This window comes from Asaia astilbis JCM 15831, assembly GCF_000613845.1.
GTDB classification, from domain to species: Bacteria; Pseudomonadota; Alphaproteobacteria; order Acetobacterales; family Acetobacteraceae; genus Asaia; species Asaia astilbis.
This window is the reverse complement of the sequence record NZ_BAJT01000012.1, coordinates 50,896-74,045: the sequence shown is the minus strand read 5'-3', so window position 1 is coordinate 74,045 and position 23,150 is coordinate 50,896. Positions and strand designations below refer to the sequence as shown.

The window sequence follows — 23,150 nt, the reverse complement described above, 5'->3', positions numbered from 1 at the left end:
TGCATGGACTGGATCGCGCTTCAGGATCGCTATGATATGCCTTCCGGGGTGGCGCCTCGCACGAAACGCTTGTTGGCGCTCCAGAAGGTCCTTGAGGGTACGCAGTATGATATTCTGCCCTATCCTTTTGCGACTGAAAGAAATGTGGCGGGTGAATATATCCCGATTTCTCAACGACGCCCCTCGGTCAGAACGCATTTATGCCGCACGGCTGTCGATGAGGCCGTCTCGCTTTTGTTTGGCAATACACATTGGCCGCAAGCTGTTGCCCGAAACGTGCAGACTACCGAAGCGATGAATTGCTTCGCTGCACAGGCAGGGCTTCCCGCGTTGATGATGCAGGCCGCGACGCGTGGTTCGGTGGGCTCGGTCGCAATCCGGGTTGACCTTCACGGATCCGGATTACGCCTGTCGCTTCTGGAGACCGCATATCTGACGCCCGAATGGGATCATACCGGCATGCTGATAGCCGTGACGGAGAAGTTCATGGTGGCCGGACGTGAGTTGGAAGCAAGCGGCTACAGCATCGATCGTGACAAGCGCGGCGCCCGCTTCTGGTGGCAGCGTCGCTGGACGCGAAACGCTCTGGACGTGTTTATGCCTCTTCCTGTCGAAGACGAACGTGAACTGGTCCGGGATGAGCGGCGCTCATCGCATCATGCACTTGGCTTTGTGCCGATTATCTGGATCAAAAACCTGCCGGGTTTGGCGGATCGTGATCCTGACGGCGAGTGTAGTTTCGAAAAAGCGATCGATACCGTTATCGAGGCCGATTATCTGCTGTCGCAGGCTGGACGTGGTCTCAAATACGGCTCTGATCCAACACTTGTCTTGAAGACGCCGGAGCTCATCGAGGGGGCAGTAAGGCAGGGGGGAGCGGCCTCTGCTTTGACATTGCCCCCAGAGGGAGATGCCAAGCTTCTGGAAATCAACGGTGCCGCAGCGGGAGCCGTTCTGTCGCATTATCGGGAGCTGAGGCAGCTCGTGCTCGAGCAATTGCACGGAAACCGGGCACATGGCGACCGTCTGGGAGCCCCACAATCGGGCCGAGCCATGGAGTTGATGTGTCAGCCCCTGATCTGGATGGCGGAGCGCCTGCGCGGAAGCTACGGCGATCAGGGTGTCCTGTCGCTATACCGTATGATTTGCCGCTTCTCGTCGGTTTTGCCTGAGGGCGTGATGATTGGCGGGACGCTTTACAGAAATCTGGATCCTGCCGGCCTCTCCTTGCACTGGCCTGCCTGGTTTCCCGCAGAAGAGGCGGAGCTGCTTCCGATGGCGCAGGGTCTGGGCGCCGCGGTGACGTCTGGCCTGCTGAGCGCTGAGACGGCGTCCCGGCTTTATGCCAGCGCAGCAGGAGTGACCGATCCCGCTGCAGAATGGACGAAAATAATGGCTGCACAAGCAGCCTGAGAGAGCCCCTTGGGGAGAATAGGATATGGCTGATGAGATCGAGACGCTTCGTGTTTCTCTTGCTGAACTTGTTGCTGAACGGGATTCCCTTCTTCAGAAACATGAAAAAGAACTGGCCCAGGTAAAAGAAGAGGCGCGAGAAACCGCGCTTCTTTCCGCGCTGCGCGCTGAGGCGATCCGTCTTGGCGCTCATGACCCCGAGGCTGTCATCGCGCTTATGGATCGTTCTGGCATCGGCTGGTCAGATCAAGGGCAGATGACCGGCCTTGAAGAGGCTGTAGCGCAGACAAGGCAAAAAAGCGGCTTTCTCTTTCGGGATTATGGGGCGCCGGGAGAGGGGCCCGGTCAGGGGGGTGTGACGCCTCGACCATGCCCGGCTCCCGCGCAAAGCGCGCGACACCTGCCCGAGCAAGATTACGCAGCGCGACGGCGGCAATTTCTGGCGGGTGTTCTCTGAGGGACGGGTCTGATGACGGATCTGGGGTGAAAACGAATGGGTATTGAGAATTTTCCCGAGCAGCTTCGGGCTGCCATTCAACAGGGTTTTCTGGCGCGTGAGTTTGAAACGGGGCTGCAGGCCCGGCTTGGGTTTCGGGCCGTTGCCGATCGTGAGGTTTTTCCAAATGCGATCGGTGAGACGCTGACCAAGACGCGCAAGAGCCTTAAGGCACCGGTAACGGAGCCTCTTTTGCCGACAGGAAATACGAATTTCGATAACGGGCTATCACCCAGCGGATGGTCGGTCGAGCAATATACGCTTAGTATCAATCAATATGGCGATACGATCGATCTGAATATGGTCACGACCGGTGTCGGGATTGCCTCGCAGTTTCTGGCCAATGCGCAGACGAACGGCTTGCAGGCCATGCAGTCTCTCGACCGTCTAGCGCGGAATGCGCTTTTTGCCGGGGTGCCTGGCGGTGTTGGGGGATATCTAGGGGGGAATACCCGAGTGACCGCCACTGCGACCGCAAAAGCGACAACGGTCGTGGTGGATGATATTCGCGGGTTTCAGTTCGTGATTGCCGGGGGGCAGGTGCGACCGGTCAGCGCGAACCCAGGCATGACGGTGACAATCGGGAGCGGCGTTTATACACTGGTTTCGGCTGTTGCAGATCCGCACAACATCTCGACCGCACCCGGAGGCATTTCGGGCCAGTTACAGCTTTCTGGCAGTGTTGCGGTTTCTGATGCGACCGCAGGCAATGCGGTTATTGCCGCGGTTGCGCCGTTGGTGTTGAGGCCTAATGGCAAGAAGACCACTGCCGAGTTGCGACAGGCCGATGGCGACACCTTGGGCATTCAGCATGTGCTCGCAGGCGTTGCGTCTTTGCGGCGTAATAATGTGCCGATGATTGGCGGCGCCTATCACTGCTATCTGGACGATCTCCAGCTTTTATCGCTGTTTCGCGACCCGGACTTCAAATACCTCTACCGAGGGGCCTATGGCTCTGAAGAGTATCGCTCGGGGCAGGTCATTGAGCTGCTGGGTGTGCGTTTTGTGCCGACAACGGAAGCGCCCCAACAGGTGTCTCTCGGAGGCGGGCCAATCCACAGGGCGCTCCTTCTGGGTCAGGGCGCGCTGATCGAGGGAGACTGCGCTTGTATCGGTCATTCGGATATTCCGGATGCTGAGAGAGCACTCATTGACATGATCGATGGCGTCGCGATGGTTACGCGTGAACCGTTGGATCGCCTAAAGCAGATTATTGCTCAATCCTGGTACTGGATCGGCGGCTTTGCCTTGCCGACCGATGTCACAGCCGATGTCTCGATTATCCCGACAGCGACCAATGCCTATCTTAAACGGGGTGTGGTGATTGAAAGTCTTGGCACCGATGCAGCCGGTTTTGGCGTGTGATGGAGCGTGCAGCCGGCTCGTGCGGACCCGTATCGAGTGAGGGGCTGACCGATGCAGAGAAGACGGAAGTCAGACGGTATTGCGGGTATGCAGCTTTGGGGGATCGGGCCAGTGGTGAGAGCTCTTGGCGTTTTTTCCAGAGCGGAGGGACGCTCGAATGGCGGCTCAAGACACTTGCGGCGCCCGAACGTCAGCGGTTGCGATCTTTTCTAGCGATCCTTGCGGACATGGAGTGCGCTGTTCAGGGCGCGTCAGAGACGCTTGACACGAGTGCAGCCTCTGTCTGGACACGAAACCCGCGCGAGTTACCGGAGCGAGTTCGTCTTTTAGACTGGTGGCGTCGTCGGGTCTGCAGCTTTCTGGGCGTGAGACCCGGGCCGGATCTTCAGGGTTCAGGTTCGATTGTCATGTAGCGGCGGGAGGCATCCATGCAAGAGATCCAAAAGCGGGTGCATTTCGGTTTTGCCAGAGCGGCGCGACGTCTGGGAACCATTGGACGTCATTATCGAGTGATCGATTTGCGGAGCCCTTTGAGTAACCCATTGGGTCGTCCGTATTTATGTTTCGATCAGAATTCTGGCTTTCAGATGGTCAAGCCCCGCATGTGGGCGCGACCGATGGTTTATCTGCTTTGCGATGTGCCTTGTCTGAGCATTGGTGATTTCCTACAGATAGGCGACCGTTTTTATTTTGTTGTAGAAATTGAATCGTATCGTCCACCGCTTTGCGTTGCCTGCAACAGTGCCATTGCGATTTCCGGCATGAGGGGCGCGCCCCATCGTTACGTTGAAAATTGCCCCGCCAGTATTACTCTGACCGGGAAGGGAGAGGACCAGCGCAGTGGAATGCCGGGTTCTGTGCCTGCGGGAAGCTACTTGTTGCACCTTCCTGTTCTGCCAGGTTTTTCCTTGATGCCCTACATGCATGTCACTGATGCGAGCGGTGCCAGCTATGTCGTTGAGTCGGTCGAAATCTCGCAGAATGGAACGCGCGCCATTCTCTCTGTGCTGCAGATCTGATCATGAGTGGTTTCTCTCATGTGACGCGTGGGTTGGCGCTTTGCGCTGCTAGCCGCTTTGCTCAACTGACTCGGGACTCTGCTTTCTGGAGCGATCAGAAGGTCATTTTTCGGGCAGGTCCCTGATGCCTTCGGATCATTTTATTTCGCCTTCGCTGCGTGAGACGGTCTGCTACGTCACCATCGCGCCGCTCTCGGGCAGTTACAATGCGCTTGCCGCGCCTCTTGGGCGAGAATGGGTGGAGACTCTGAAGTTTCCTCCGGTTATCGCCGTCGATATCAGACAGGCGGGAGTGAAAATATGTGTGTCCTCGCCGAGGCTGGCTCCGGGCATTGTAGCCCTTCTCTGGAGGAGGGATGACGGAGGATGCGCCACGGCTCGACATGTTGTGCGGGAGCAAGAGGCGGCGGCATCGATCGCGCAGAATCTTGCAGTGCAGCTCAAGGCCGCATGGGTTGAGGGAGATGTCCTTAGCGTCAAAGAGGGAAGTCTGGAGGTAGCCACTGGCGGATACGGACGATCGACCGCCTTAAGGGGCGACAAAGTCAGATTTTCCGGATTTCGGTCTGGTCGACCGACAGCACCATGCGCGCGGCTGTCGGTGATGTGCTGGTCTCACGCCTTTTACCGCAGGACTGGTTGGCTCTGCCTGACGGAACAATGGCTCAGGTCATTTTCGAAGGGGATGCAGATCAGGATTCGATGCAGACCCGGAATCTCTTTCGTCGTGATGTCGATCTGAAAATTGTTTTCGATCGGTTCGAAACAGTGTGGACGCCGCAGATGGTTGCGGGTGGTGGCTGGGCGCAGCTGCGAGACGAAGTTGTTTCATTCGGTGCGATACCGGATCAGCTTTCTGCGGAAATCCCGCGTGACGCACTCGAGGCCCTAGCGTCTTCGCAGGAGACGCCAACAGCATATCGCGGCTGGCACACAGATCGCGATGGGACCGTTCGGGCTGGCCCCGAGCCGGTTTAGGTCACTTCCAGACAAGAAGGATCATTCATGCCCCAACTTATCCAGAATGGTGCGCTGAATACGGCTGCGTTGCCTGTGCCCGATCTCTATGTCCAGATCGCTCAGCCAGAGACGTTACTGATTTCGGGCGTTTCGTCAGCGTTACTCGGCTTTATTGGCACAGCGTCGTGGGGGCCGGTCGATACGCCAACAATTATCGGGAGCGTTGTGCAGTTTCGCCAGATATTTGCTGGCAAGCGTGCCTGGTCATCGAACCTCAATATTGCGGTCGATGTCGCGGTGCATCAGGGGGCCAGTCAGTTTTGTCTGGTGCGCGTGACTGACGGGAACGATGTTGCAGCCCATGCCACTCTTGGAGCGGCTCAGCTGAAGGCGCGGTATACTGGTACGGCTGGCAACGCCTTGACCGTCAGTGTGATGTCGCAAAGCTTTCGCGACGGTCAGTTTGTTCTGACAGTCGCCCATGCCGAGCTCGGAACGACGACCTATGGCGGGGCTAACTGGACAGCACTACAGGACGCTCTGGCGGCCGATAATCAGGCTCTTATCCGGATCGACCTGACGGGCGACGCAACAATTGCGGAAGCCGGATCGGTTCAGCTCTCGGGAGGAGAGGATGGGGCGGAGCGGCATCTGACCGTTTTATTGGCGTCGCGGAGACCAAGACAGGGCTTCACGCACTGACAAGTCAGGGATGCAGCGTCGCGGCTCTGGCTGGAATTGGCGATACGTCTGCAATGATCCCGATGGTGGCCTTCGGTCGAGACGAGGCTGTCTACATGATTGCAGCGGGGCCGAAGGGGGAAACCGTGGCAGAGGCTGTCCGCAGCAAGGCGGCTCTGGGCATCGAAACTCATGCACTCAAATACATGCACGGAGACTGGCTTTGGTGGAATGACGATGCTCTTGGCCTGAGATTGGTCAGCCCCGCTCTTTTTGCGGCAGGAAAACTGGCAGCCCTCTCCCCGGAGCAGTCAGGCCTGAATAAAGCGTTGGCAGGCATTGTCGGAAGCCAGAAGAACGGTCTTGATGGGACTCGTTTTGGATACACGCTGGCAGAGTTAGGTGCGCTGATCGAGAACGGTATCGACGTTATTTGTAACCCTTCTCCGGGTGGTCAGTACTGGGCACTCCGTAGTGGCCATAATACGTCGCAACGGGTGGCGGTGCAGAGTGATGCTTATACCCGACTGACCAATTATTTGGCGCGCTCCCTCGAAGGGACGTTGGGTCAGTATGTTGGAAGCGTTATCAACGACACCTTGTTCGGCAATATCAGGGCGTCGATCCTGGGTTTTTTGTCGGCGTTGCTGTCTCAGGGAATTCTTGGGGAAAACGGCGGCCGCCTGCCCTATGCCGTGGTGTGCGATAGCACGAATAACCCGCTTCAGCGGGTGGCGACGGGGTACGTCCAGGCAGATGTTCAGGTCCAGTACCAAGGGATCAATGAGAAATTCATCATCAACCTGCAGGGGGGCGCCTCGGTAAGCGTCAGTACTGCCAGCGGGAGCGTCTGATCCATGGTGAACCCCTATAGCATCGGGCGGGATTGCCGAATAACGCTGCTCTGGAATGGTTCGCGCATCGATCTTCGTGATGTGACGGGATTTCAGTCCGAGCAGCATACGATTATCCAGCGTGCGACCCCGCTTAATGGTCTTCCCGTCGAGTTCAATACTCCGAGCGGATGGCGTGGCGTTTTTACGATCGCACGCGCCAATGCCAATCTCGATAGTCTTGTTGCTGCGATCGAGTCCGCGTTCTGGAATGCGGGCAGTATCGGAAGCGGAACGCTCTATCAGTACATTCGTGAGCCCGATGGAACGACGACGACTTGGGAATATTCCGGCGTGTCCCTCTCGTTGAAGACAGATCGTTGGCAGGCGGAAGGCATGATTCATCAGCATGTGCAGTTTTATGCGTCTCTGAGGAGCAAGATTTCATGACGGCATTGCCTGAGCAGATTGATTTTGGACAAGGGCGGCATCTTGCTCTGCGCGAGTTGGACCCTGGGGATATGCTCGATCTGATCGAGGCAGCCGGGAGTGCCCTTTCAGGGGCTGCTGCTTCAGCCTGGCTCTCATACGCACAGATGGTCTGTGCTGTGCGGGCCGTAGATGGTGTCCCTGTGCAAATGCCGGCGACGAAGGACGACATTCGCGATCTTGCTCGACGGATTGGAAATGAAGGGATTGCCGTGCTGCAACCCTATTTTCTCGCCTCTGATGAGCAGGAGGAGGAAGCGCTAGCGATTGCAAAAAACTGACCGGGCACCCAGGTTTTCGGGAAATGATTTATCTCCTGAAAATGGGGTGCCTTGGTCTGTCGTTATGGGCTGGTCGCAAGCGCGACGGAGAGCGGCCTGCGTCGTCCTGGCGGAGATGGAAGGTTTTTCCTTCAATTGGGAGCACTGCCGGTTTCATCGGGAATAGGGTCTGATGCAGGAAACGGTGTTTCAGAATGCGGGCGTGCAAAAAAGGTTCTGGTTCGCGCGTAACTCGGATCGCACGGCCAGGCTTGCAGCGTGTTTTGTCCCTCCTGCGATTGCCAAGCTGATGCGACAGCGAAAAACTGTCGAGGCGCTTAGTCAAGAGCATGGTTTTGTCAGCAAAAATGCGAAAAAGAGAGCTCGTCTCTCGATCAGGTCAATGAGGGCTGAGGCGTATTTTATACGACAGGCTCTACCCAAGTCCTCGGCGTCCACTAGCGCGGGCGGCAGAGGCTGACCTGAAAAAGCCCGGAATAGCCAACTTATCCGATCAAGTGGTGAGAGCGGTTCAGAGTTTATCGTCTCGGCGTAGTGTTCTTGTCTTACCGAAAGGGATGCGGTCCGAAGGCGGGGATACAAAGCGAGAGTCCAGCTTCCTTGGGCTGCTTGAAGTTCGCACGCCGACCAGATTTTTTGGCGAAGCAAGACATTCCCGTCAGATGTTTTCTGTTGATCGGTCGTTTGGAGTGATGTCTTTGAGCCGGGGAAATATTCCCATGTCGCAACCGGACGGTAGGTCCGAGAGTAGATTATCACCTGATATTGCGAGTTTTTTTTCACGTAAGCTCGCCCCGCACGCGGCGCTTCCTGTCAACCGTTTACAGCGCAAAGAGACGTTTAGTGAACGCAATACAGAGCTTTTGCGACGTGGTCCGCAATCCGCGATGGCACACGGGCGAATTAATGCCGTGGGCAGATTTGCACATGTCTTGACGGATGGCTCAGCGCCGTTTCAACGGGCTCGGATTCCTGACTTTCTCGATGCGCGTCGGCGCGCGCATGTGTCGCAGCCATTTGGCGCGATCGAAGCACTCGAACCATTGGACGCCGGTCCGTCAGAGAGCTCCTTCTCCGAAAACGGCATGGAGCATCGCACCAATGCCGTTCAGCCTTTGGCACAGGAAATTCATGGCGTTTCGGCTCTGCGTTCCAGAAGCGCCATGATCGATGAAATTGCCTCGCCGCAATATCCAAATATGAGTTTTGGCTTCATGTAGGGAGAGAGGCCGATGAGCCTGTCGCTTTCTGATGTGGAAAATGCGCTTGGCGCGGTGGGGCAGCTCGAGCGCGCGGCCCCTGTGATGCTCGGCGGACTGGTCTTGAGTGGTCCGGAAGTGCCTGATGAGCTTATCATTGGAGGCCGTCAGATTCTGGTCATTCACCGCCTTCTGGGGGGTGGGCGCGTTATCGACTCAGTCGGCAATGACGCGGCGCAGCTGGTGTTGACGGGCCGGTTTGTGGGTCCGGCTGCCACCCGGCGTGCGCGACGTGTGGAAGCGATGCGCGAGGCGGCGCAGATTTTAGCGTTCTCCGTGGCCGATCTCAGCGCCCGGGTCTGGATCTCAGAATTTTCGTGGTCGTATCAGGCGCGTGGAACAATTTGTCCCTATCGTCTCGTGCTGGAACGCGAGGCTCTACCGCCGACCCGGTTTCCGAGTTCCGTTGAGAGTGCGGGTTTGGACATTATGTCAGGTCTCTCAACTATTTCGACCTTCCTTGAGACGATGACGGAGGCTGGCTGGGTTGGTTCAACCATGATTTCCACGGCCACGGGTCAGATCACGCCCGTCGCGCATGCTCTGGGCGCCAGTGGCGCTGTTTCGCGGGCGCAGGCTTCCCTCAGTAAGGCAAACGCGCTCTGGCAAAGCGGTATGAGTGTCTCGCATATTCCGAGTTCGGTCGTCGCTTACGGTGCTGACCTTTCGCTGGCCGAAAGCAATCTGCTGGATGTCGAGAGAGAGGCGGGTTCTGAACTTGAACGAAGCCGAGTTGAAAACACAGCTGATCTTATTGCGCTTTCCCGGCACGCCGGGGCGGTAGCGCTGAGTGTCGAAACCGGAAGCTACACGCGTCGGGCGCGTAACCAGATGGCTATCTGAGTCAGGATGTGGCTGGCCTCATGCCGGCGAGCTCATGAATGATTATTGGAGGTATGACGTGAGGATACAGGTGGACTCGAATGATGTGTCGCTGTTCCACCTTGCTGTGCGTCACTTTGGTGATGCCATGCAATGGTGGCGTATCGCCGAGATGAACGCTTTGGATGATCCCGATCTGACAGGTTTCGACGTGCCCGTGCAGCTTGTAATCCCGGATGAAAGCCGGGGAGATGAGAGGCGGGGATTGCCACCCTCATGACAGAAGCGATGAGGAGCTGGCAGGCCAGAATTTTGATCGATGGCGAGGGAAAAGACGGTCTTTATCTTTCGGGATTTTTTCTTGAGTCTACGCGCTATGAGCGCTGCGATACGGCGCGAATACAGGTCGTCGTGCAGGACAAGGCCGTGCTCGCCTCTGAGATCGAGGGGCGGACGGGCTTTGATCGCCCGGACGTGATTCTTCAGGTCAGGCTGAGTCAGAGTTCTGCGGACTCATGGACGATCGTTTTTCGCGGCGTACTCGATGCAGTGACCCGCGGCGCCGAACCCTCTTTATTCGTTCTGGAATGTCGCGATTATCTGGCGTTTCTTCTTGATACGCGGCTCGCCTCGTCCTGGAGTAACCAGACTGCGCTTGAGCTGGTGCAGAAAGCCGTTGAGCATGCAGGGTTACAGTTCGAAAGCGGAGGAGCTCCGTTTGACGCTGAGGCATCACGGTATTGCGGGCAGTTCTGGCAACTCGAGCACAGGCGTCTCGCAACGACGACCCGGCATCGATACCAGACGGCTTTCGATATCGCTTTTTCTCTGGCGCGCGATCATGGTTACGAATGTCATGCGAGCGGTAAATCGATCTGCATTCATGAGCCTCACGCTGTTGGGGAGGGGAACACCCGCGTATTTACACCTCATGGAGTGAGCCTGCAGTCGTTTCGCCATGATCTGGGTCTTGCGGAGAATGTCGTTGTCGGCGTGCAGTCCTGGGACTCACGCCAGCGTGCGCGCAGCGAAATCTTTTATGATGGTCAGGATTTTTCGACGCGCCCTCCGGGTGCGGGGGCAGCCCTCTATACTTTTCGGGTCCCGGGGCAGCGTCTGGACGATATCAGGCGGCTCGCAAAAGGGAAATATTGCCGCATCGTCTCGCACGCCTCGGAGGTGACGCTCTCTCTTCCGGCGATGCTCGGGCTGGCACCCCGTCATTTCATGAAAGTGGATGAAGTGCTTCCAGGCGGAAGAACGGTTTTTTCGGTCGATGCGGTCAGACATTCATTCGATCTCGCCCATGGATACAGGCAGGAGGTCACCTTGAGAGACCGTGTTTTTTGACGGAGGCAGGTAGTGGATGGTTCCTCATGGGCTGCGGCCCATCAAACAAGGACCGCACACGCGATCCACGGCATTGTCTCGGCGATTGATCCGGGCAGTCATGCTGTCAAGGTAAGGTTGCAGCCAGACGATATCGAGACGGGGTGGTTGCCTGATGCTGCCATGACACAGGTGGGCGATCTGCGCATCGCCTGCCCGTGTGAGTTGGGCGCGCATGTCCTGCTGTTGCCTGTAGAAGGAGATGGCGAGAATTACGTGATTATTTCGGTGATTTTCGATGTTGTGGCGGGCCCTGCTCAGTCACCCCATAGCGGGACGGTCGCGCAGCCTGGTGAATTGCTTATTCGTGCTGGATGCGGAGGCCCGTCAGCAGAAAAATACCGGCAGGAGAGCGAGGCGGCAGCCTGGCTGCATCTTGGGCGTGATGGCCTTTTTCTCGGAGCGGGCGAGACGCGATGCGAGCTGAGAGGGTCATCGATCGTCTTCAGGGTCGGCCCAGTGAGCCTGACTCTCGATTCACAAGGCGTTTCAGTTTCCGGGGGGGGGAGTCGAGGTTTCAGGAGGCGGGGTTGCTGTCTCCGGAGGAGATATTTACACCGACCTGCTTAGTCTAGGTAGCCATGTGCATCCCTACGTCAATGGCGTCACTGGAAAGGCCATGGGATGACCGATTTCTACCATGATTTCGGTGAGGATCTTCAGCTCGATCCCGAGGGGGCATTGCTGGATGTTTCAGGAGGGCCTGCAACGCAGCAGGCGATTTTGCGGCGGCTCTGTACGAACCCGCAAGGCTATCTCTTTCATGTCGATTACGGAGCCGGTCTCCCTGCACGAATAGGGACGCCAATCAGGGAGGGAGAAACGCGAGGTTTGATTGTCAGTCAGCTCGCTCTTGAGGCGGGTATCGATCAGGGACAGCCGGTGACGGTAGCCCTGACCTCTCTCGCTGCAAGTACCTTTCGCTGCACGCTTTCCTACACCGATCGGGACGAGAGAGTTGAGCGGCGTCTCACCTTTAATCAGGACGGCACGATCTGAGCCACGCTCTCCTCCTGCCAACAAGGTATCGGAGAGTCCATGTCGTTTTCTCTGCGTTCCTTCTCATCTCTGGTGCAGACGGCCATTGTCACAGCGCAGGCGCATTGCGGAAAAAAGCTGACGCTGGAGATCGGCACACCCGGCAGGGCCATGATCGAGAGCGTTTCGGCTCTCGGGCTATGGCTGCAATACGCCTTGATGCAGATCTTGTGTCGAACGCGTCTTGCGACCTCTGTGGGGGCTGATTGCGATAGCTTTGTCGGGGATTTCGGCATGACCCGCCTCCCCGGCGTCAAGTCTCTCGGGTCGGTCACAATGACCTGCTTTTCCTACGATAACGTCTCGGCGGTTGTGCGTCCCGGCGTGACGGTACGCACGGCTTCGGCCCTGACCTTTCAGGTCGTTATCGATCGAACGCATGAATGCTGGTCGACGGATACGGGAGGCTATGTGCGGCCCGTCGGGATGCCCTCCCTGACCGTGCCGGTTGAGGCTTTGAGTGAGGGTATTCAGGGCAATGTCGCTATTGGGGCGATCTCGCTCATGGGCACGTCTGTTGCCGGAATCGATATTGTGACCAATCTGAAGGCTTTCGCTAACGGGTCGGATCGGGAGACGGACGCGCAATTGCGACAGCGTTTCCCACTCTGGCTTGCGTCGAAAGCGAGCGCATCGCGCTCAGCCGTGGAAAACAGCATCGCGGAGACACAGAACAATCTGAGCTACGCCGTGTTTGACGGTCAGACAGCCAATGGTGTGACGCGGGCAGGTTATTTCACCGTTGTTGTCGATGATGGCAGCGATCATGTGCCGGAACAGGTGATCCAACGCGTTTATACGAGTGTCGAGGCGAACAAGGCTCTGGGGGTCGGCTTCACGGTCCAGAGACCTGTCATTCTGACGGTTGATATCTCCATGACGGTTCTGATTGCATCCGATGGAGATGTCGAGGCGGCGAGAGTTGCACTCACGCGCGCCCTCAGCGCGGATATCAAGGCTGCGCAGATTGGCGCCTCCTATCCGTTCAGTCGTCTCTCTTACGTTGCCTATGTCGGAGCCGGGGTCCCCGTTCTGTCAGTGACGCATATTCTGCTCAATGGGCGACAGGATGATATTCCCGCTCAGGCCAGTCAGTCGCTTTTCCCAGGCACGATCTCCGTTCAGATCGTTCAGGAGGGATAATGCCGAAATTCAATACGTATTTCCGGATCCCTTCTGTCGAAGGGCCAGAAATTCTGGTCATCGCGACCCCGAACGGTGTCGAGACGCTTAACGCGACAGCGAGTCAGATTGCCGGCGCTCCGGCGGACTCTCCCCCGAGTGGCGAGTTCTTCGCAGAAGAAGGCGCGAAGGTCAGTCGTTATGGAGATCGGTTCTTCATCGGAGGCGCGTCTGATTACCCGGCCCTGAATACGCGCGACGTCGATCGGCAGGACTGGCTGTCTGCGCTGATGGCGACAACGTCAATTGGCCCCTGGGCACTGGAAAATGCGCAGGCGGCCTGCCTCTCCCGCTTTGGGAACAGCGCTTTCGTGGCAGGCTCACGCACATCTGATGCTCTGAAATGGCGTGACAAGCTGGGTCATGTTCCAAGCACGATCGGCGTGGCTTCCTGGGGTATCGCTGACGAGACAACCAATCCCACGCTCGCCACAGCCTATGCTTATTATGGTGAAGTGTGGCGTATGCCGGGCGTCAATTATCAGCCCAGTTTCGTGATGGAGCTGGAAGTGGTGAATCACGGGGGTCCCGCCCACGGCGTGTCGACGCCCTATCATCCAAATTGCGGTGGCGGCACGTATGCCATCCAGATTGGCGCAGGGGGTGGACAGACCGAAGGCACGACCGATGGTGAAGCCGGGATCGTGTTTGTGAGCAATCCCGACTCATGGAAAACGGGGATCCTGTTCTCCAATACGTCTCTGGCTGGCACGAATGGTGACGATGGCGGCTATGGCAACGCGATTTCAATGGCGCGCAATCAGGGCATCGAGTGGCGGACACCAGAAAAACGCGAGCAGGTTCAGGGGCTCGACGCAGGAGCCATGTTGTTTTCGACGGTCGCTAAAACAGTGAATGGGCAGCGCCTTCAGTTCTCGGATGACGGATTGCTGGTGACCAATGTGGCGGGAAATCTTCTTTTTTCCATCTCACCGAATTCGGCACCGACGAACACACTGAATATTCAGGCAGGCGAGGGTCTTGCCGCGGCAGGGCTATACGTTCAGCGGGGCGAAAACGGCTCGTCCAATCTGGGCCTCTATCCTGCCGAGGGCGGAGAAATTCAGCTGTCGTCGCCTGTCGCAAGTCCCGACGGCGTTGTTCCGACACAGGCTGAAGGCGGTTTTCTGCACCTTAATGTCAACGGCAAGGATTACCGCGTCCCTCTTTTTACCCCTGAACAGGTGGGTGGCTGATGGCAATTATGAGAGATCGCGATGTGTCACCTTTGCAGGCGACAGATCGTAAGACCCTTTTCGATACCGGGATCGCTTTTGGAACTGCCCGTGACTTTGCGCGGCGTCTGCGCCTGCTTCTCCCGTCTGGCTGGTTTCCTGTCTATCAGGGAGATGAGGTTGAGGACGCTCCCGTATTACAGGCGTTATTGACCGGGTTTGGGTCAGTGCTGGCTCATGTCTGGAACCTCCGGTCTTTTGCGCGGCGACAGACACGCCTTGGTACGACGGAGAACGCTTTTCTTGACATGGCTGCGACCGATTTTTTCGGTCCGGCAGGGTTGAGCCGTCTGCACCAGGAAAAAGATAGTCATTTTCGCAGACGTCTTGTCAGTTCTCTTGTGGCACCACGTAATACGCGTGTGGCGGTGTCAGAAGCCGTACGAAGAATTTCGGGTGCTGCGCCGCGACTTATCGAGCCGGATACGGTCCGCGATTGCGGTGCGTGGAATTTTTCTGGCGGATATGGCTCGGGACGTAGTCGTTACGGCACGCCTGTCGGGGGGCAGTTCTTCGTCGAGGTTTATCCGAAGCTCCCGATCGAACAGCGTGTGCTCCATGGAACGCTCAGGGCGACAAAAGCTGCGGGTGTGATCGCCTGGGTGAGGATGCTGGCGTGATGGATCGTCCGATCATCTATGCGGGCGCGGTACCCTTCGATACCGATCTTCTCCGTCTGGGCCGCTATGCGAAAGAAAGTCTCGGGCGGCTTGCGGAAGTCGTGGTGGGTCCTGAGACAATCGTGGCCTCAGGCTTCGCCTGTCAGCCTTCTGCCATCGATCTTTCACTGACGATCGGGCCCGGCACGATTATCGCACCAGCAGCGCTGGACGCGACCCGGATCGGGAGCTCTTCCGCAGGGATGGAGGCGGATTATGCCGTGACGCAATGTCTGTTTCGTAACGCCACAACGCAGCAGATCACCGTGCCGCTCACCGGTGCTGTAGTGACGCTTTTCGGTGTGTGCCAGGAGGCAGACGATCAGTTTGATGTGCTGCCATTTTATAATGCGGAAAAGCCCGATCAGACCATGGCCGGGCCGGATAATCGCGGTACGGCGCTCCCAACCCGACGCCGAGGCAATGTGAGCTTTATGATGGCGACGAGCGTGCCGTCTGTCTCCGGGGCGGTTGTCGTGCCCCTTTATGCTTTGTCGGTTCCTTCAGGGGCGGGGACGTTGGGCGATGTCGTGCCTCAAAAAAGCGCGGCGTTCAAACCGGCTATGTCCGAACTGGCGACAATGCATTTTGCGCAGCAGATCAGCCAGCCTCACGCAATCTGCGAGTCCAGCCGTATTCTGAATGCGCCCGCTTGGGCAAAGCGCGTGGAATTGCGCGTTATTGGCGGCGGTGGAGGGGGCGCGTCGAGCACCGCTCTCTCTCCGGATGTCGGTTCCTTCTCTGGCGCCGGGGGCGGGGCCGGGGGGGATTGCTGGGGCGTCTATCCGATCGATCCTGAGCGCGATGCTGTGCTGTCTGTTACGGTCGGAACGGGGGGTGAATCAGACCGACGGGGCGGACCAAGCTTTGTCACTTATGGCGCTCAGCCCCTGCTGACATCCGATGGTGGGAGCCCCGGTTATTTTGCGACACCACAGAACTCCGTTGGAGGGCGTGGCGGCGGAACCGGAGGGGGATCTCTGTGGAACCAGTCTGGAGGCGGAGGGAGCGACGGTCAAAACGGCATTTATGTCTTTGCCGGTAATGGCGCTGCTGGCCCCTGGGGTGGTGGCGGTCCTGCGGGCTATCTCCGTGGGGTGGCAGCGACCAGATACGGTGCAGGAGGCGGGGGTGCCTACGCAATTCCTGCAGAAGGGCTGAAAGCTGAGGGCGGACGCGGCTATCAGGGAGTGGTCATTTATCGGTTCCTCCACTGAAGGAGGAACCGGATATCTCAGTTGAGCGGGTTGGATGTTGCTTCGTTGATCCATTCTGAATTGCGGCCGCGGAATGCATGAACATCTGCTGCGGTCACTGCGCTGGCGGCATTTCCCCAGCTCTGACGGATGAATGTCACAACGTCGGCCACTTCCTGGTCAGACAGAACATGCGCAAAGGCCGGCATGGTCAGTGATGAGGGCGCCTTGTCTGTCGCGGGAACAGCAGCTCCCTTGAGAACGATCAGAATGAGCGAGCCCGGATCTCTGTCCATGACGACGGGATTGCCAGCCAGAGGAGGGAAGGCCGGGGCATAGCCATGGCCATCGGTCCGGTGACAGGCGGCACAGCGATCAACATAGGTTTTTGCGCCCGCGTCTGGAAGTTTTTCCTTATGCAGGATTTCAGTCACGCTTGTGTCGAGCTGCCACGGTTTTTCGTTCTTCCGTGCCGGAAGAGACGTCTTGAGGTAGCGCGCGATGGCGTGCAGGTCGGCATCGTTCAGATGTTGTGTGCCATGGGCGATGGCGTCGCTCATACCCCCGAAGGCGGATCCCTTCAGATTGCGTCCTGTGGCGAGGAAGGTGACGATATCGTCTTCGCTCCAGCGCCCGAGACCCGTTCGATCATCCTGACGCAGATTGACAGGGTTCCATCCATCTACAGGCGAGCCGCCAGAGAGGAAAACATCGCTCTGATCGCTCGAGAGCGCTTTTTCCTGCATCGTGATGGCGCGCGGAGAATGGCAGGCGCCACAATGACCGGGACCTTCGACCAGATAAGCGCCACGTGCGATTTCTGCTGAATCGAAAGAGCGATTGGCATTTGCCAGAGCTGTCTGCGGTGTGGGCGCGAAAGCCCAGCGCCACAGCGTCATGGGCCAGCGCATGGAGAGCGGCCACGTGATTTTATTGGTGGGAGGCGCTTTTGCAATCGGCGCAACGCCCTCGTGGAAATAGACCCAGAGCGCGTGTATATCGGCATCACTCATGCGCGCGTAGGACGGAAAAGGCATTGCCGGGTAAAGCGGCTTACCGTTTTTGCCGATGCCGCGTCTTAAGGCATTCGCGAAATCTGCTTCTGTATAGGATCCGATGCCATACTTGGTGTCGGGCGTGATGTTCGGCGCGTAGAGCGTGCCGATTGGCAGAACAAAGGGATTGCCGCCAGCGTAGGTCGCTGAGGGGTCATGTGTATGACAGGCGGCGCAATCGGCAGCAGCGGCGAGATATCGTCCCTTGTCGATCAGGCTTTGCTGGGAATTAGCCTGAGCAGGCGCCGCAAATCCCTGGCTTACAAAACCCAGAAGGCCAAGCAGCGTGAGAACCTGTTTTTTGAACGGCATCATAGGGACACCAATGGGCCCGGTTTGGCCAGATAAGTCGTGCGGATGTGGTGCGCGGCCCAGTAGGCGAGCGCTGCGACCGTGCCTGTCGGATTATATCCCATGCCCTGGGGGAAGGCGTTCGAGCCAATGACGAAGACGTTGGAGACGTCCCAGCTTTGCAGATAGCGGTTGAGCGCACTGTCGTGTGGGCTGGTGCCCATTACGGCGCCGCCGCCAAGATGGGTTGTCTGGTAGCGACGGGTGTCGAAGGTTTCCCCGTGCTCAAGTCGTCCCAGCTCATACCGTCTGGCACCGAGTGCTTTCATGATCGGCTCGATCTTGCCAACGACATACTGATTCATGCGGATGTCGTTTTCCTTCCAGGTGAAGGTCATGCGCAGCAGAGGCTGACCGTAGCTGTCACGCCAGGTTGGATCGAGATCGAGATAGACGTCGCGATAGGCCATGTTGCTGCCATGGGCATCCATGGCGAGAGAGTGTCGATAGGTGTCGACCAGACCTGCCTTGTAGCCGGCTCCCCAGCGAGGCGCCGATTTTCCGCCCCCGTTCATGGCGGCGGCGATCGGTTTGACGCCCGCCTGATTGACCCAGACCGGTGAGCCGCCGATGAAGCCGAGCGGGCCATGATCGAAATTATCGCTGTTGAAATCGTCCATCGCGACACCAGCCCCACCAGCCCCGACGAACTGGTTGGTAAACTGGTTCTCGGACATCCAGGCACGGGAGGTCGTGATTGTCTGGTAGACGAAATTACGGCCGACAACACCTGTGTTGCTCACTGGGTCATAAGGCTTGCCGATGCCGGAAAGCAGCATGAGATGCACGTTGTGAAACTGGAAGGCCGCCAGAATGACAAGATCGGCCTCCACGGTCTTTTCCCGGTTTTCGCGCTGGTCCAGATAGGTGACACCGGTTGCCTTGCGCTTGTCGCTGTCCAGATTGACCTTCAGCACATGGGCGTCGGTGATGAGTGTGAAATCGCTATCGTTTCTCAAAGCCGGCAGAATATTGATATTCGGCGATGCTTTTGAGTACATGTAGCAGTCATAACCACTGCAATATCCACAGAAATTACATGGGCCCATCTGGAGGCCGTAAGTATTGGTATATTGCATGGAGGCATTGGCTGCGGGCAATGCATAGGGGTGGTATCCCGCTTCTGTCGCAGCCTTGCGGAACAGGCTCGCAGTATAGACGTCCTGCATCGGTGGCAGCGGGAATTTGTCGCTACGCGAGGGAGCAAAAACATTGCCCTTGCCGACTACCTGACCGTTGACCGTATAGGCCTCTCCCGAGGTACCGAAAACTTTTTCGGCCTTGTCGAAAAAGGGCTCCAGTTCGTCATAGGTTACGCCGTAATCCTGCAGATTCATGTCTGCGGGAATGAATTTGGCTCCATATCGTTCGGTGACGTGGCTGCGCAGACGCAGATCGTCTGGTGCAGCGCGAAAATGCACACCCGACCAATGTAGCCCCGCACCGCCAACCCCTTCGCCCGGAAGGAAGGCGGCAAGCTGACGGTAGGGAAGGGCCGTCTGATTGATCGTATTTCTGATGGTGACGGTTGTCTTGGCCGGATTCTGGAACAATCTGTGCCGGATTGCTCCACGTAACTCGTCGATCGAGCCGGGATAGGTGCCTTCCTTAGCCGTCGCCCGGTCTGGTCCCCGCTCCAGCATGACGACGCTCCGCCCGGCCTCGCGCATTTCTTTAGCAAGGATCGCGCCGGCCCAGCCCGCTCCGATGATGACTACGTCAGTCCGTTTTAATGTCATGCGTCTCGACTTTAGGAATGGTCGCTCAGGCCTTTTGGCCACTCAGAGATACGGGACCGAAGGGATACGCTGCGCCCTCCTGATTGACCCAGTCCATGAAATCGGCCCGGGCACCAGGGAAGGAGAGCAGAAGCCAGCCTTGCATATGGCGATTGCCGCCATGAACAGGATCGGAGAACACGCCTTCAAGCGTGTTTCGGCGAAGCTGCTCGAAGAAGAGCCGTGCGTTCATATCGGGGAAATGGATGGCACCGCCCTCGAAGGCGGTCAGGATCTCGATCTGGTCTTTCTGACTCAGATCGGCAAAACCCTTGCCGCGCTGCGCGCGGGCGTAATGGTTAGCTCCGGCAATCCCCTTGCGATAGAGATCACGTGGGGCAAATGGCAGCTGATATCCCAGATTGGCGGGACCGTCCTGAAACGGTCCCGCCATATACCAGAGTTCGCCCCGACCGTAGGGTGTGTCCATCTGACGGTCGATAAAAACGGGGGCACCCAAGGCTGTTGCGCCTGGTCCGTAAGAATCGCTGGGATAGATGCATTCGCATGCGGCCTGGAGAAAGCGAAATTCTTCCGGAGAAAAGAAAGCCGGCTTTTCATCAAGCTTGAGGGCGGCGAATGCCTTCCGGGGAGATGTTGTCCGGCAAGCAGAAGGAAGGCTGTAGAACCGACAGCGCCTTTGACAAAGCGGCGGCGTGAAGACAAAGGCGCGCTCAACCTGTTCTCCCGACGGAACAATGATGCATTCTGCCCACCTTGTGGGCATTGCCTCCTTCTTCGCGATTGTGACGGGAAATGCAAGCAGCTTTATAGGCAGCCTCTTTCTAGAGACTGCGCTGGCACCGCATGGTTCCTGTCTGCTTCAGGAGTGACCGGCGGGAAGGGTCAGCACCCCGGCCTTGGGCGATTTGACCTTGGGGGGTGTCGAACCTGTGCCATCGCCGAGAGGGAAGATGGCGTCCGGCTCCTGCGGTTTTGTTTCTGTTGCGGCGGCGGCAACCGGGGTGCTCGGGAGGCTGGGACTGGTTGCAGCGGGGGCGATCGGAGCGTTTTCCGCCGTCACGGAAGGAGCGGCAAGCGGTGCATTAGGACCGATATCCTGCTGTTGAACAGCGCCTTGCAGGGGGGCGCCGCTCGCATCGACCAGCCAGTCATGGAGGGATTTCTTGATCTGGAACTCGAGCTCGACATTCATGTCCTGCATCATTTGTGATGTCAGGTCATAAAGAACGGCAGGGGATTCCGGATCTTTGTTGCCAGGGTTGAGGCTTCGGGTGATGTGGGCAAGTGCGTAGCCTGCCCGCCCGCCTGACGGGGCCGAGAGATCGACATGCGCTTCGAGCTCACCGAGCAGGGTGCCACCCGGAGCGTGCAGAATGCTCGCCTTCGTGATGGTGAACATGCCGTTGCCCTCTGACCCGCTGGCGACCAGACGGTTGCGGGCCATCTGCTCCAGAGCCTGCTGCGGTGAGGTGGGCGCTTTTCCTGAGATGTCTCCCGGTGTGTTGCCGGGTGGCGCTGTGTCGATCACTTCAAGGTGAGCGACATTCAGATGCATCTTGCTGAGATAGCTGTAATCCAGCGGAGCAAAGCTTGCGGTTCACTATCGCCGCATGCGGTCAGTAGGGGGGCGGTAGCTCCGAGGGTAAGACAAAGGGACCCGAAACGGAGAAACTTCTGAACTCTGGAAAGGCGTTGCATTGCGAGCTCCTGAGGCGCGTCTGGGTTTCAGCTCTTATTTACTAAAGAACGTAGTCGATCGAATAGGCGTCCCGATTTCTTTTCCTGCTGTTCCTCGCGTTTTGTCGGCTCTGCAGCCGGGGTCGAGGGATTGCGGTGCAGAAAAGCCCAGGATTCCGAAATCATCTCGGCAGAAGCTGCCGCAGGAGCGGGCGGGAGGCCCTTTTCAGGCTGTTTATCGATTTGAAGAGAAGACGCGTTCCCGAGACCGTAATCGCGTGCTTCGAAAGCGAGCGCTTCTGCGATGACCGTCACGTGCTCCGGGTGGCTGAGATACCATCCAAGAATGACGGAGGGCAGCATGCCCGCCATCCCCTCGTCGCTGACGATGAGGTTGGCGAGGGGGCAATAGAAGGTTGGAGCCTTGTCGAGCTGGCGCTCCCACCAGGAGAGATAGAAGGTGCAGCCCGCTTCGGCATCGTAGAAACGGTGAATCAGCTGATTTTCAGCCAGAAAAGAGACCTGCGATTTCAGGGGCTTGTCTGTCAGCGGTGACAGAACGATCAGGGATTCCGGTCCGATCCGCGTGCCGAGGATGCGACGGATTTGCCTTGCAGAAAGGACCCGCCCGCCAACACTGGCAAATTCCTGATCCTGTCCAGCCAGTGAGGTTTGAATCTGGCGTAAATCACCCAGGGTGCGCACCGACCAGGCAGCGGCCAGCTGCGCCGCCAGGAAGAAGGGCATCTCAGGCGCCCCTTCGACTGGATGGGGCGTTGAGCTGAGAGAGTGACGCACAAGGTCGTCAAACCAGGGCGCGACTGTCGACAGGATCTGCTGGGGATGCAGACGCTGAACGACCTCGATGTGAGAGCCGCAATAGTTACGCTCACCATCAAGATACCAGACCGCCTGCCGACCGCTCAGAGTGTCAGTGAGTGTCAGGCATTGAATGTCATCGGCAAGCGCGATGACTTCTTGTGGAATCCATTGATCGTAAAGCCCATCCAGTTTTTCGCCGTCGACGCGCACGCTCCGCAAGAAGTCGTCGGCTGCGCTCATCGTGCAATCTCGGCTCGATCAAAGCGGAAACCGACATTGCAGAATTCACAGTTCATCGTGATCTGCCCTTCATCGGCCATGTGATCGAGATCGTCTTCCGGGAAGGTCGACAATACGCTCGCCAGTCGGGCGCGATTGCAGCGGCATCCCAAACTCACGGCGCGGGGACGGTCAATCAGCACGTCCTGAGTGCCGAACAGGCGCTCGATCAGAGTGGTCGGGCTCAAGGCAGGGTCGAAAAGCTCGGCAGAGGTCAGGGTGTTGCCCAGAATACAGGCCGTTTCCCATGTATCCTCATCGCGCTCCTGAGAGGTGGCGATCCCTCCCTCTTCCGCAATTTTTTCGAGGAGCAGGGCACCTGCCTGCCAGCCCTCGTCCGTCTTCTCGCAGTAAAGGCGGATCCAGCACTGATGCTGTTCACTAGTGGTGAAATAATGCATCGCCATGTCGGACAAAGTCTCGCCTTCCAGCGCAACGATACCCTGATGGCGTTCGGTATGCGCGCCCTGATCGATGGTGAAGGCAAAGTAGCCGTCGCCCAGAAGCGTTTTGGCGGAAGCGCTATCCGGCGTGTCGTTCGAGCGAAGGTAGAAGCGCAGCTCGCCGGCGTCCGTACAATCGGCGACGAGCATCGAGACCGGGCCGTCCCCTTTGACCTGAAGCGAAAACGAGCCCTTGAACTTCAGACCGGCACTAAGCCCAGCCACCAACGACAGGGTCTGGCCGGCCAATTCACGTCCGCAATCGGGGATATCGTGACGCATCAGCATGATATCGGCCAGTTTGCCCAGGCGCACGAGGCGTCCGCGAACAGGTCGGTTCGCCATATGGAACGGCGTGATGCCATGCGCGATCACGAGATCAGGCACGGCTTCGGGGCGTTGTGTGTCCATAAAGGCAGGTGTTTCGATCATTGGTACTCTGTCTGATACTTTCTAGGGCTGTC

27 protein-coding genes are annotated in these 23,150 nt (G+C 57.9%); 21 read left to right on the top strand and 6 right to left on the bottom strand.

All coding sequences use genetic code 11. From position 1 onward, the window contains the following. Positions 1 to 3 precede the first annotated feature (3 nt). The 20 genes from JCM15831_RS23980 (at position 4) to JCM15831_RS10070 (ending at position 16,338) form a co-directional block, all read left to right on the top strand. A complete protein-coding gene (locus JCM15831_RS23980; protein ID WP_035774265.1) occupies positions 4 to 1,413 on the top strand; it encodes a phage portal protein in 1,410 nt (469 codons plus the stop codon). A gap of 25 nt (positions 1,414 to 1,438) precedes the next feature. Then, positions 1,439 to 1,870, top strand: coding sequence for a phage scaffolding protein (locus tag JCM15831_RS10160; protein ID WP_025824187.1), 432 nt, complete (start codon positions 1,439 to 1,441; stop codon positions 1,868 to 1,870). 36 nt (positions 1,871 to 1,906) lie between these two features. Beyond that, positions 1,907 to 3,274, top strand: coding sequence for a hypothetical protein (locus JCM15831_RS10155; protein ID WP_025824186.1), 1,368 nt, complete (start codon positions 1,907 to 1,909; stop codon positions 3,272 to 3,274). After that, a complete protein-coding gene (locus JCM15831_RS10150; RefSeq protein ID WP_025824185.1) occupies positions 3,274 to 3,687 on the top strand; it encodes a hypothetical protein in 414 nt (137 codons plus the stop codon). The genes JCM15831_RS10155 and JCM15831_RS10150 overlap by 1 nt, the downstream gene beginning before the upstream one ends. A 15-nt stretch (positions 3,688 to 3,702) precedes the next feature. After that, complete coding sequence (locus JCM15831_RS10145; RefSeq protein ID WP_025824184.1) at positions 3,703 to 4,293, top strand: hypothetical protein; 591 nt, start codon at positions 3,703 to 3,705, stop codon at positions 4,291 to 4,293. Positions 4,294 to 4,878: 585 nt separating this feature from the next. Beyond that, positions 4,879 to 5,271 carry a hypothetical protein gene (locus tag JCM15831_RS10140; RefSeq protein WP_025824183.1) on the top strand — a complete coding sequence of 131 codons (393 nt, stop codon included), beginning with the start codon at positions 4,879 to 4,881 and terminating at the stop codon, positions 5,269 to 5,271. A gap of 27 nt (positions 5,272 to 5,298) precedes the next feature. After that, positions 5,299 to 5,955, top strand: a complete 657-nt coding sequence (locus JCM15831_RS23670) for a hypothetical protein (RefSeq protein ID WP_306301836.1) — start codon at positions 5,299 to 5,301, stop codon at positions 5,953 to 5,955. 62 nt (positions 5,956 to 6,017) lie between these two features. Then, positions 6,018 to 6,788 (top strand): phage tail sheath protein, encoded by a 771-nt coding sequence (locus tag JCM15831_RS23665; RefSeq protein ID WP_306301835.1) that lies wholly within the window; start codon positions 6,018 to 6,020, stop codon positions 6,786 to 6,788. A gap of 3 nt (positions 6,789 to 6,791) precedes the next feature. Further along, the gene (locus JCM15831_RS10130) at positions 6,792 to 7,217 is read left to right on the top strand and encodes a hypothetical protein (protein WP_025824182.1); all 426 of its coding nucleotides are present in this window, start codon (positions 6,792 to 6,794) and stop codon (positions 7,215 to 7,217) included. Beyond that, positions 7,214 to 7,537, top strand: coding sequence for a hypothetical protein (locus tag JCM15831_RS10125; RefSeq protein ID WP_025824181.1), 324 nt, complete (start codon positions 7,214 to 7,216; stop codon positions 7,535 to 7,537). The genes JCM15831_RS10130 and JCM15831_RS10125 overlap by 4 nt, the downstream gene beginning before the upstream one ends. A gap of 911 nt (positions 7,538 to 8,448) precedes the next feature. Further along, positions 8,449 to 8,757 (top strand): hypothetical protein, encoded by a 309-nt coding sequence (locus tag JCM15831_RS21515; RefSeq protein WP_156938823.1) that lies wholly within the window; start codon positions 8,449 to 8,451, stop codon positions 8,755 to 8,757. A gap of 12 nt (positions 8,758 to 8,769) precedes the next feature. Next, the gene (locus JCM15831_RS10110; protein WP_025824178.1) at positions 8,770 to 9,639 is read left to right on the top strand and encodes a hypothetical protein; all 870 of its coding nucleotides are present in this window, start codon (positions 8,770 to 8,772) and stop codon (positions 9,637 to 9,639) included. A 70-nt stretch (positions 9,640 to 9,709) separates the two neighbouring features. After that, complete coding sequence (locus JCM15831_RS10105) at positions 9,710 to 9,898, top strand: hypothetical protein (RefSeq protein ID WP_373277636.1); 189 nt, start codon at positions 9,710 to 9,712, stop codon at positions 9,896 to 9,898. Then, on the top strand, positions 9,895 to 10,968 hold the full coding sequence (locus tag JCM15831_RS10100) for a hypothetical protein (RefSeq protein WP_025824176.1): 1,074 nt from the start codon (positions 9,895 to 9,897) through the stop codon (positions 10,966 to 10,968). The genes JCM15831_RS10105 and JCM15831_RS10100 overlap by 4 nt, the downstream gene beginning before the upstream one ends. 12 nt (positions 10,969 to 10,980) lie before the next feature. Continuing rightward, positions 10,981 to 11,577: a hypothetical protein gene (locus JCM15831_RS18185; protein WP_025824175.1), complete on the top strand. Its 597-nt coding sequence runs from the start codon at positions 10,981 to 10,983 to the stop codon at positions 11,575 to 11,577. Between the two features lie 54 nt (positions 11,578 to 11,631). Next, the gene (locus tag JCM15831_RS10090; RefSeq protein WP_025824174.1) at positions 11,632 to 12,006 is read left to right on the top strand and encodes a hypothetical protein; all 375 of its coding nucleotides are present in this window, start codon (positions 11,632 to 11,634) and stop codon (positions 12,004 to 12,006) included. A 39-nt stretch (positions 12,007 to 12,045) separates the two neighbouring features. Then, the gene (locus JCM15831_RS10085; RefSeq protein ID WP_025824173.1) at positions 12,046 to 13,188 is read left to right on the top strand and encodes a baseplate J/gp47 family protein; all 1,143 of its coding nucleotides are present in this window, start codon (positions 12,046 to 12,048) and stop codon (positions 13,186 to 13,188) included. Next, positions 13,188 to 14,423, top strand: a complete 1,236-nt coding sequence (locus JCM15831_RS10080; protein WP_025824172.1) for a hypothetical protein — start codon at positions 13,188 to 13,190, stop codon at positions 14,421 to 14,423. The genes JCM15831_RS10085 and JCM15831_RS10080 overlap by 1 nt, the downstream gene beginning before the upstream one ends. Further along, positions 14,423 to 15,082, top strand: coding sequence for a hypothetical protein (locus JCM15831_RS10075; protein ID WP_025824171.1), 660 nt, complete (start codon positions 14,423 to 14,425; stop codon positions 15,080 to 15,082). Before JCM15831_RS10080 ends, JCM15831_RS10075 begins: the two co-directional genes overlap by 1 nt. After that, positions 15,082 to 16,338, top strand: a complete 1,257-nt coding sequence (locus JCM15831_RS10070; RefSeq protein WP_025824170.1) for a glycine-rich domain-containing protein — start codon at positions 15,082 to 15,084, stop codon at positions 16,336 to 16,338. Before JCM15831_RS10075 ends, JCM15831_RS10070 begins: the two co-directional genes overlap by 1 nt. 17 nt (positions 16,339 to 16,355) lie before the next feature. Here JCM15831_RS10070 and JCM15831_RS10065 read toward each other — a convergent pair whose 3' ends face one another. From JCM15831_RS10065 to JCM15831_RS18180, 3 genes are read right to left on the bottom strand one after another with little or no spacing between them, the layout of a single operon-like run. Continuing rightward, positions 16,356 to 17,687 (bottom strand): c-type cytochrome, encoded by a 1,332-nt coding sequence (locus JCM15831_RS10065; RefSeq protein ID WP_232228118.1) that lies wholly within the window; start codon positions 17,685 to 17,687, stop codon positions 16,356 to 16,358. Further along, complete coding sequence (locus tag JCM15831_RS10060; RefSeq protein ID WP_025824168.1) at positions 17,684 to 19,462, bottom strand: GMC family oxidoreductase; 1,779 nt, start codon at positions 19,460 to 19,462, stop codon at positions 17,684 to 17,686. The genes JCM15831_RS10065 and JCM15831_RS10060 overlap by 4 nt, the downstream gene beginning before the upstream one ends. A 25-nt stretch (positions 19,463 to 19,487) precedes the next feature. Continuing rightward, positions 19,488 to 20,228, bottom strand: coding sequence for a gluconate 2-dehydrogenase subunit 3 family protein (locus tag JCM15831_RS18180; RefSeq protein ID WP_156938821.1), 741 nt, complete (start codon positions 20,226 to 20,228; stop codon positions 19,488 to 19,490). Between JCM15831_RS18180 and JCM15831_RS23375 the strand changes: the two genes are divergently transcribed. Then, positions 20,200 to 20,334, top strand: coding sequence for a hypothetical protein (locus JCM15831_RS23375; protein WP_269530435.1), 135 nt, complete (start codon positions 20,200 to 20,202; stop codon positions 20,332 to 20,334). The two genes, JCM15831_RS18180 and JCM15831_RS23375, sit on opposite strands and share 29 nt — an antisense overlap. On the opposite strand, the gene JCM15831_RS18175 is transcribed toward JCM15831_RS23375, so the two are convergent. The 3 genes from JCM15831_RS18175 to hslO form a co-directional block, all read right to left on the bottom strand. Beyond that, a complete protein-coding gene (locus tag JCM15831_RS18175) occupies positions 20,325 to 21,020 on the bottom strand; it encodes a hypothetical protein (RefSeq protein ID WP_084490648.1) in 696 nt (231 codons plus the stop codon). The genes JCM15831_RS23375 and JCM15831_RS18175 overlap by 10 nt on opposite strands. A gap of 170 nt (positions 21,021 to 21,190) precedes the next feature. Next, a complete protein-coding gene (locus tag JCM15831_RS18170; protein WP_035774251.1) occupies positions 21,191 to 22,204 on the bottom strand; it encodes a hypothetical protein in 1,014 nt (337 codons plus the stop codon). After that, the gene (gene hslO, locus JCM15831_RS18165; RefSeq protein ID WP_035774250.1) at positions 22,201 to 23,118 is read right to left on the bottom strand and encodes an Hsp33 family molecular chaperone HslO; all 918 of its coding nucleotides are present in this window, start codon (positions 23,116 to 23,118) and stop codon (positions 22,201 to 22,203) included. The genes JCM15831_RS18170 and hslO overlap by 4 nt, the downstream gene beginning before the upstream one ends. Positions 23,119 to 23,150: the final 32 nt, after the last annotated feature.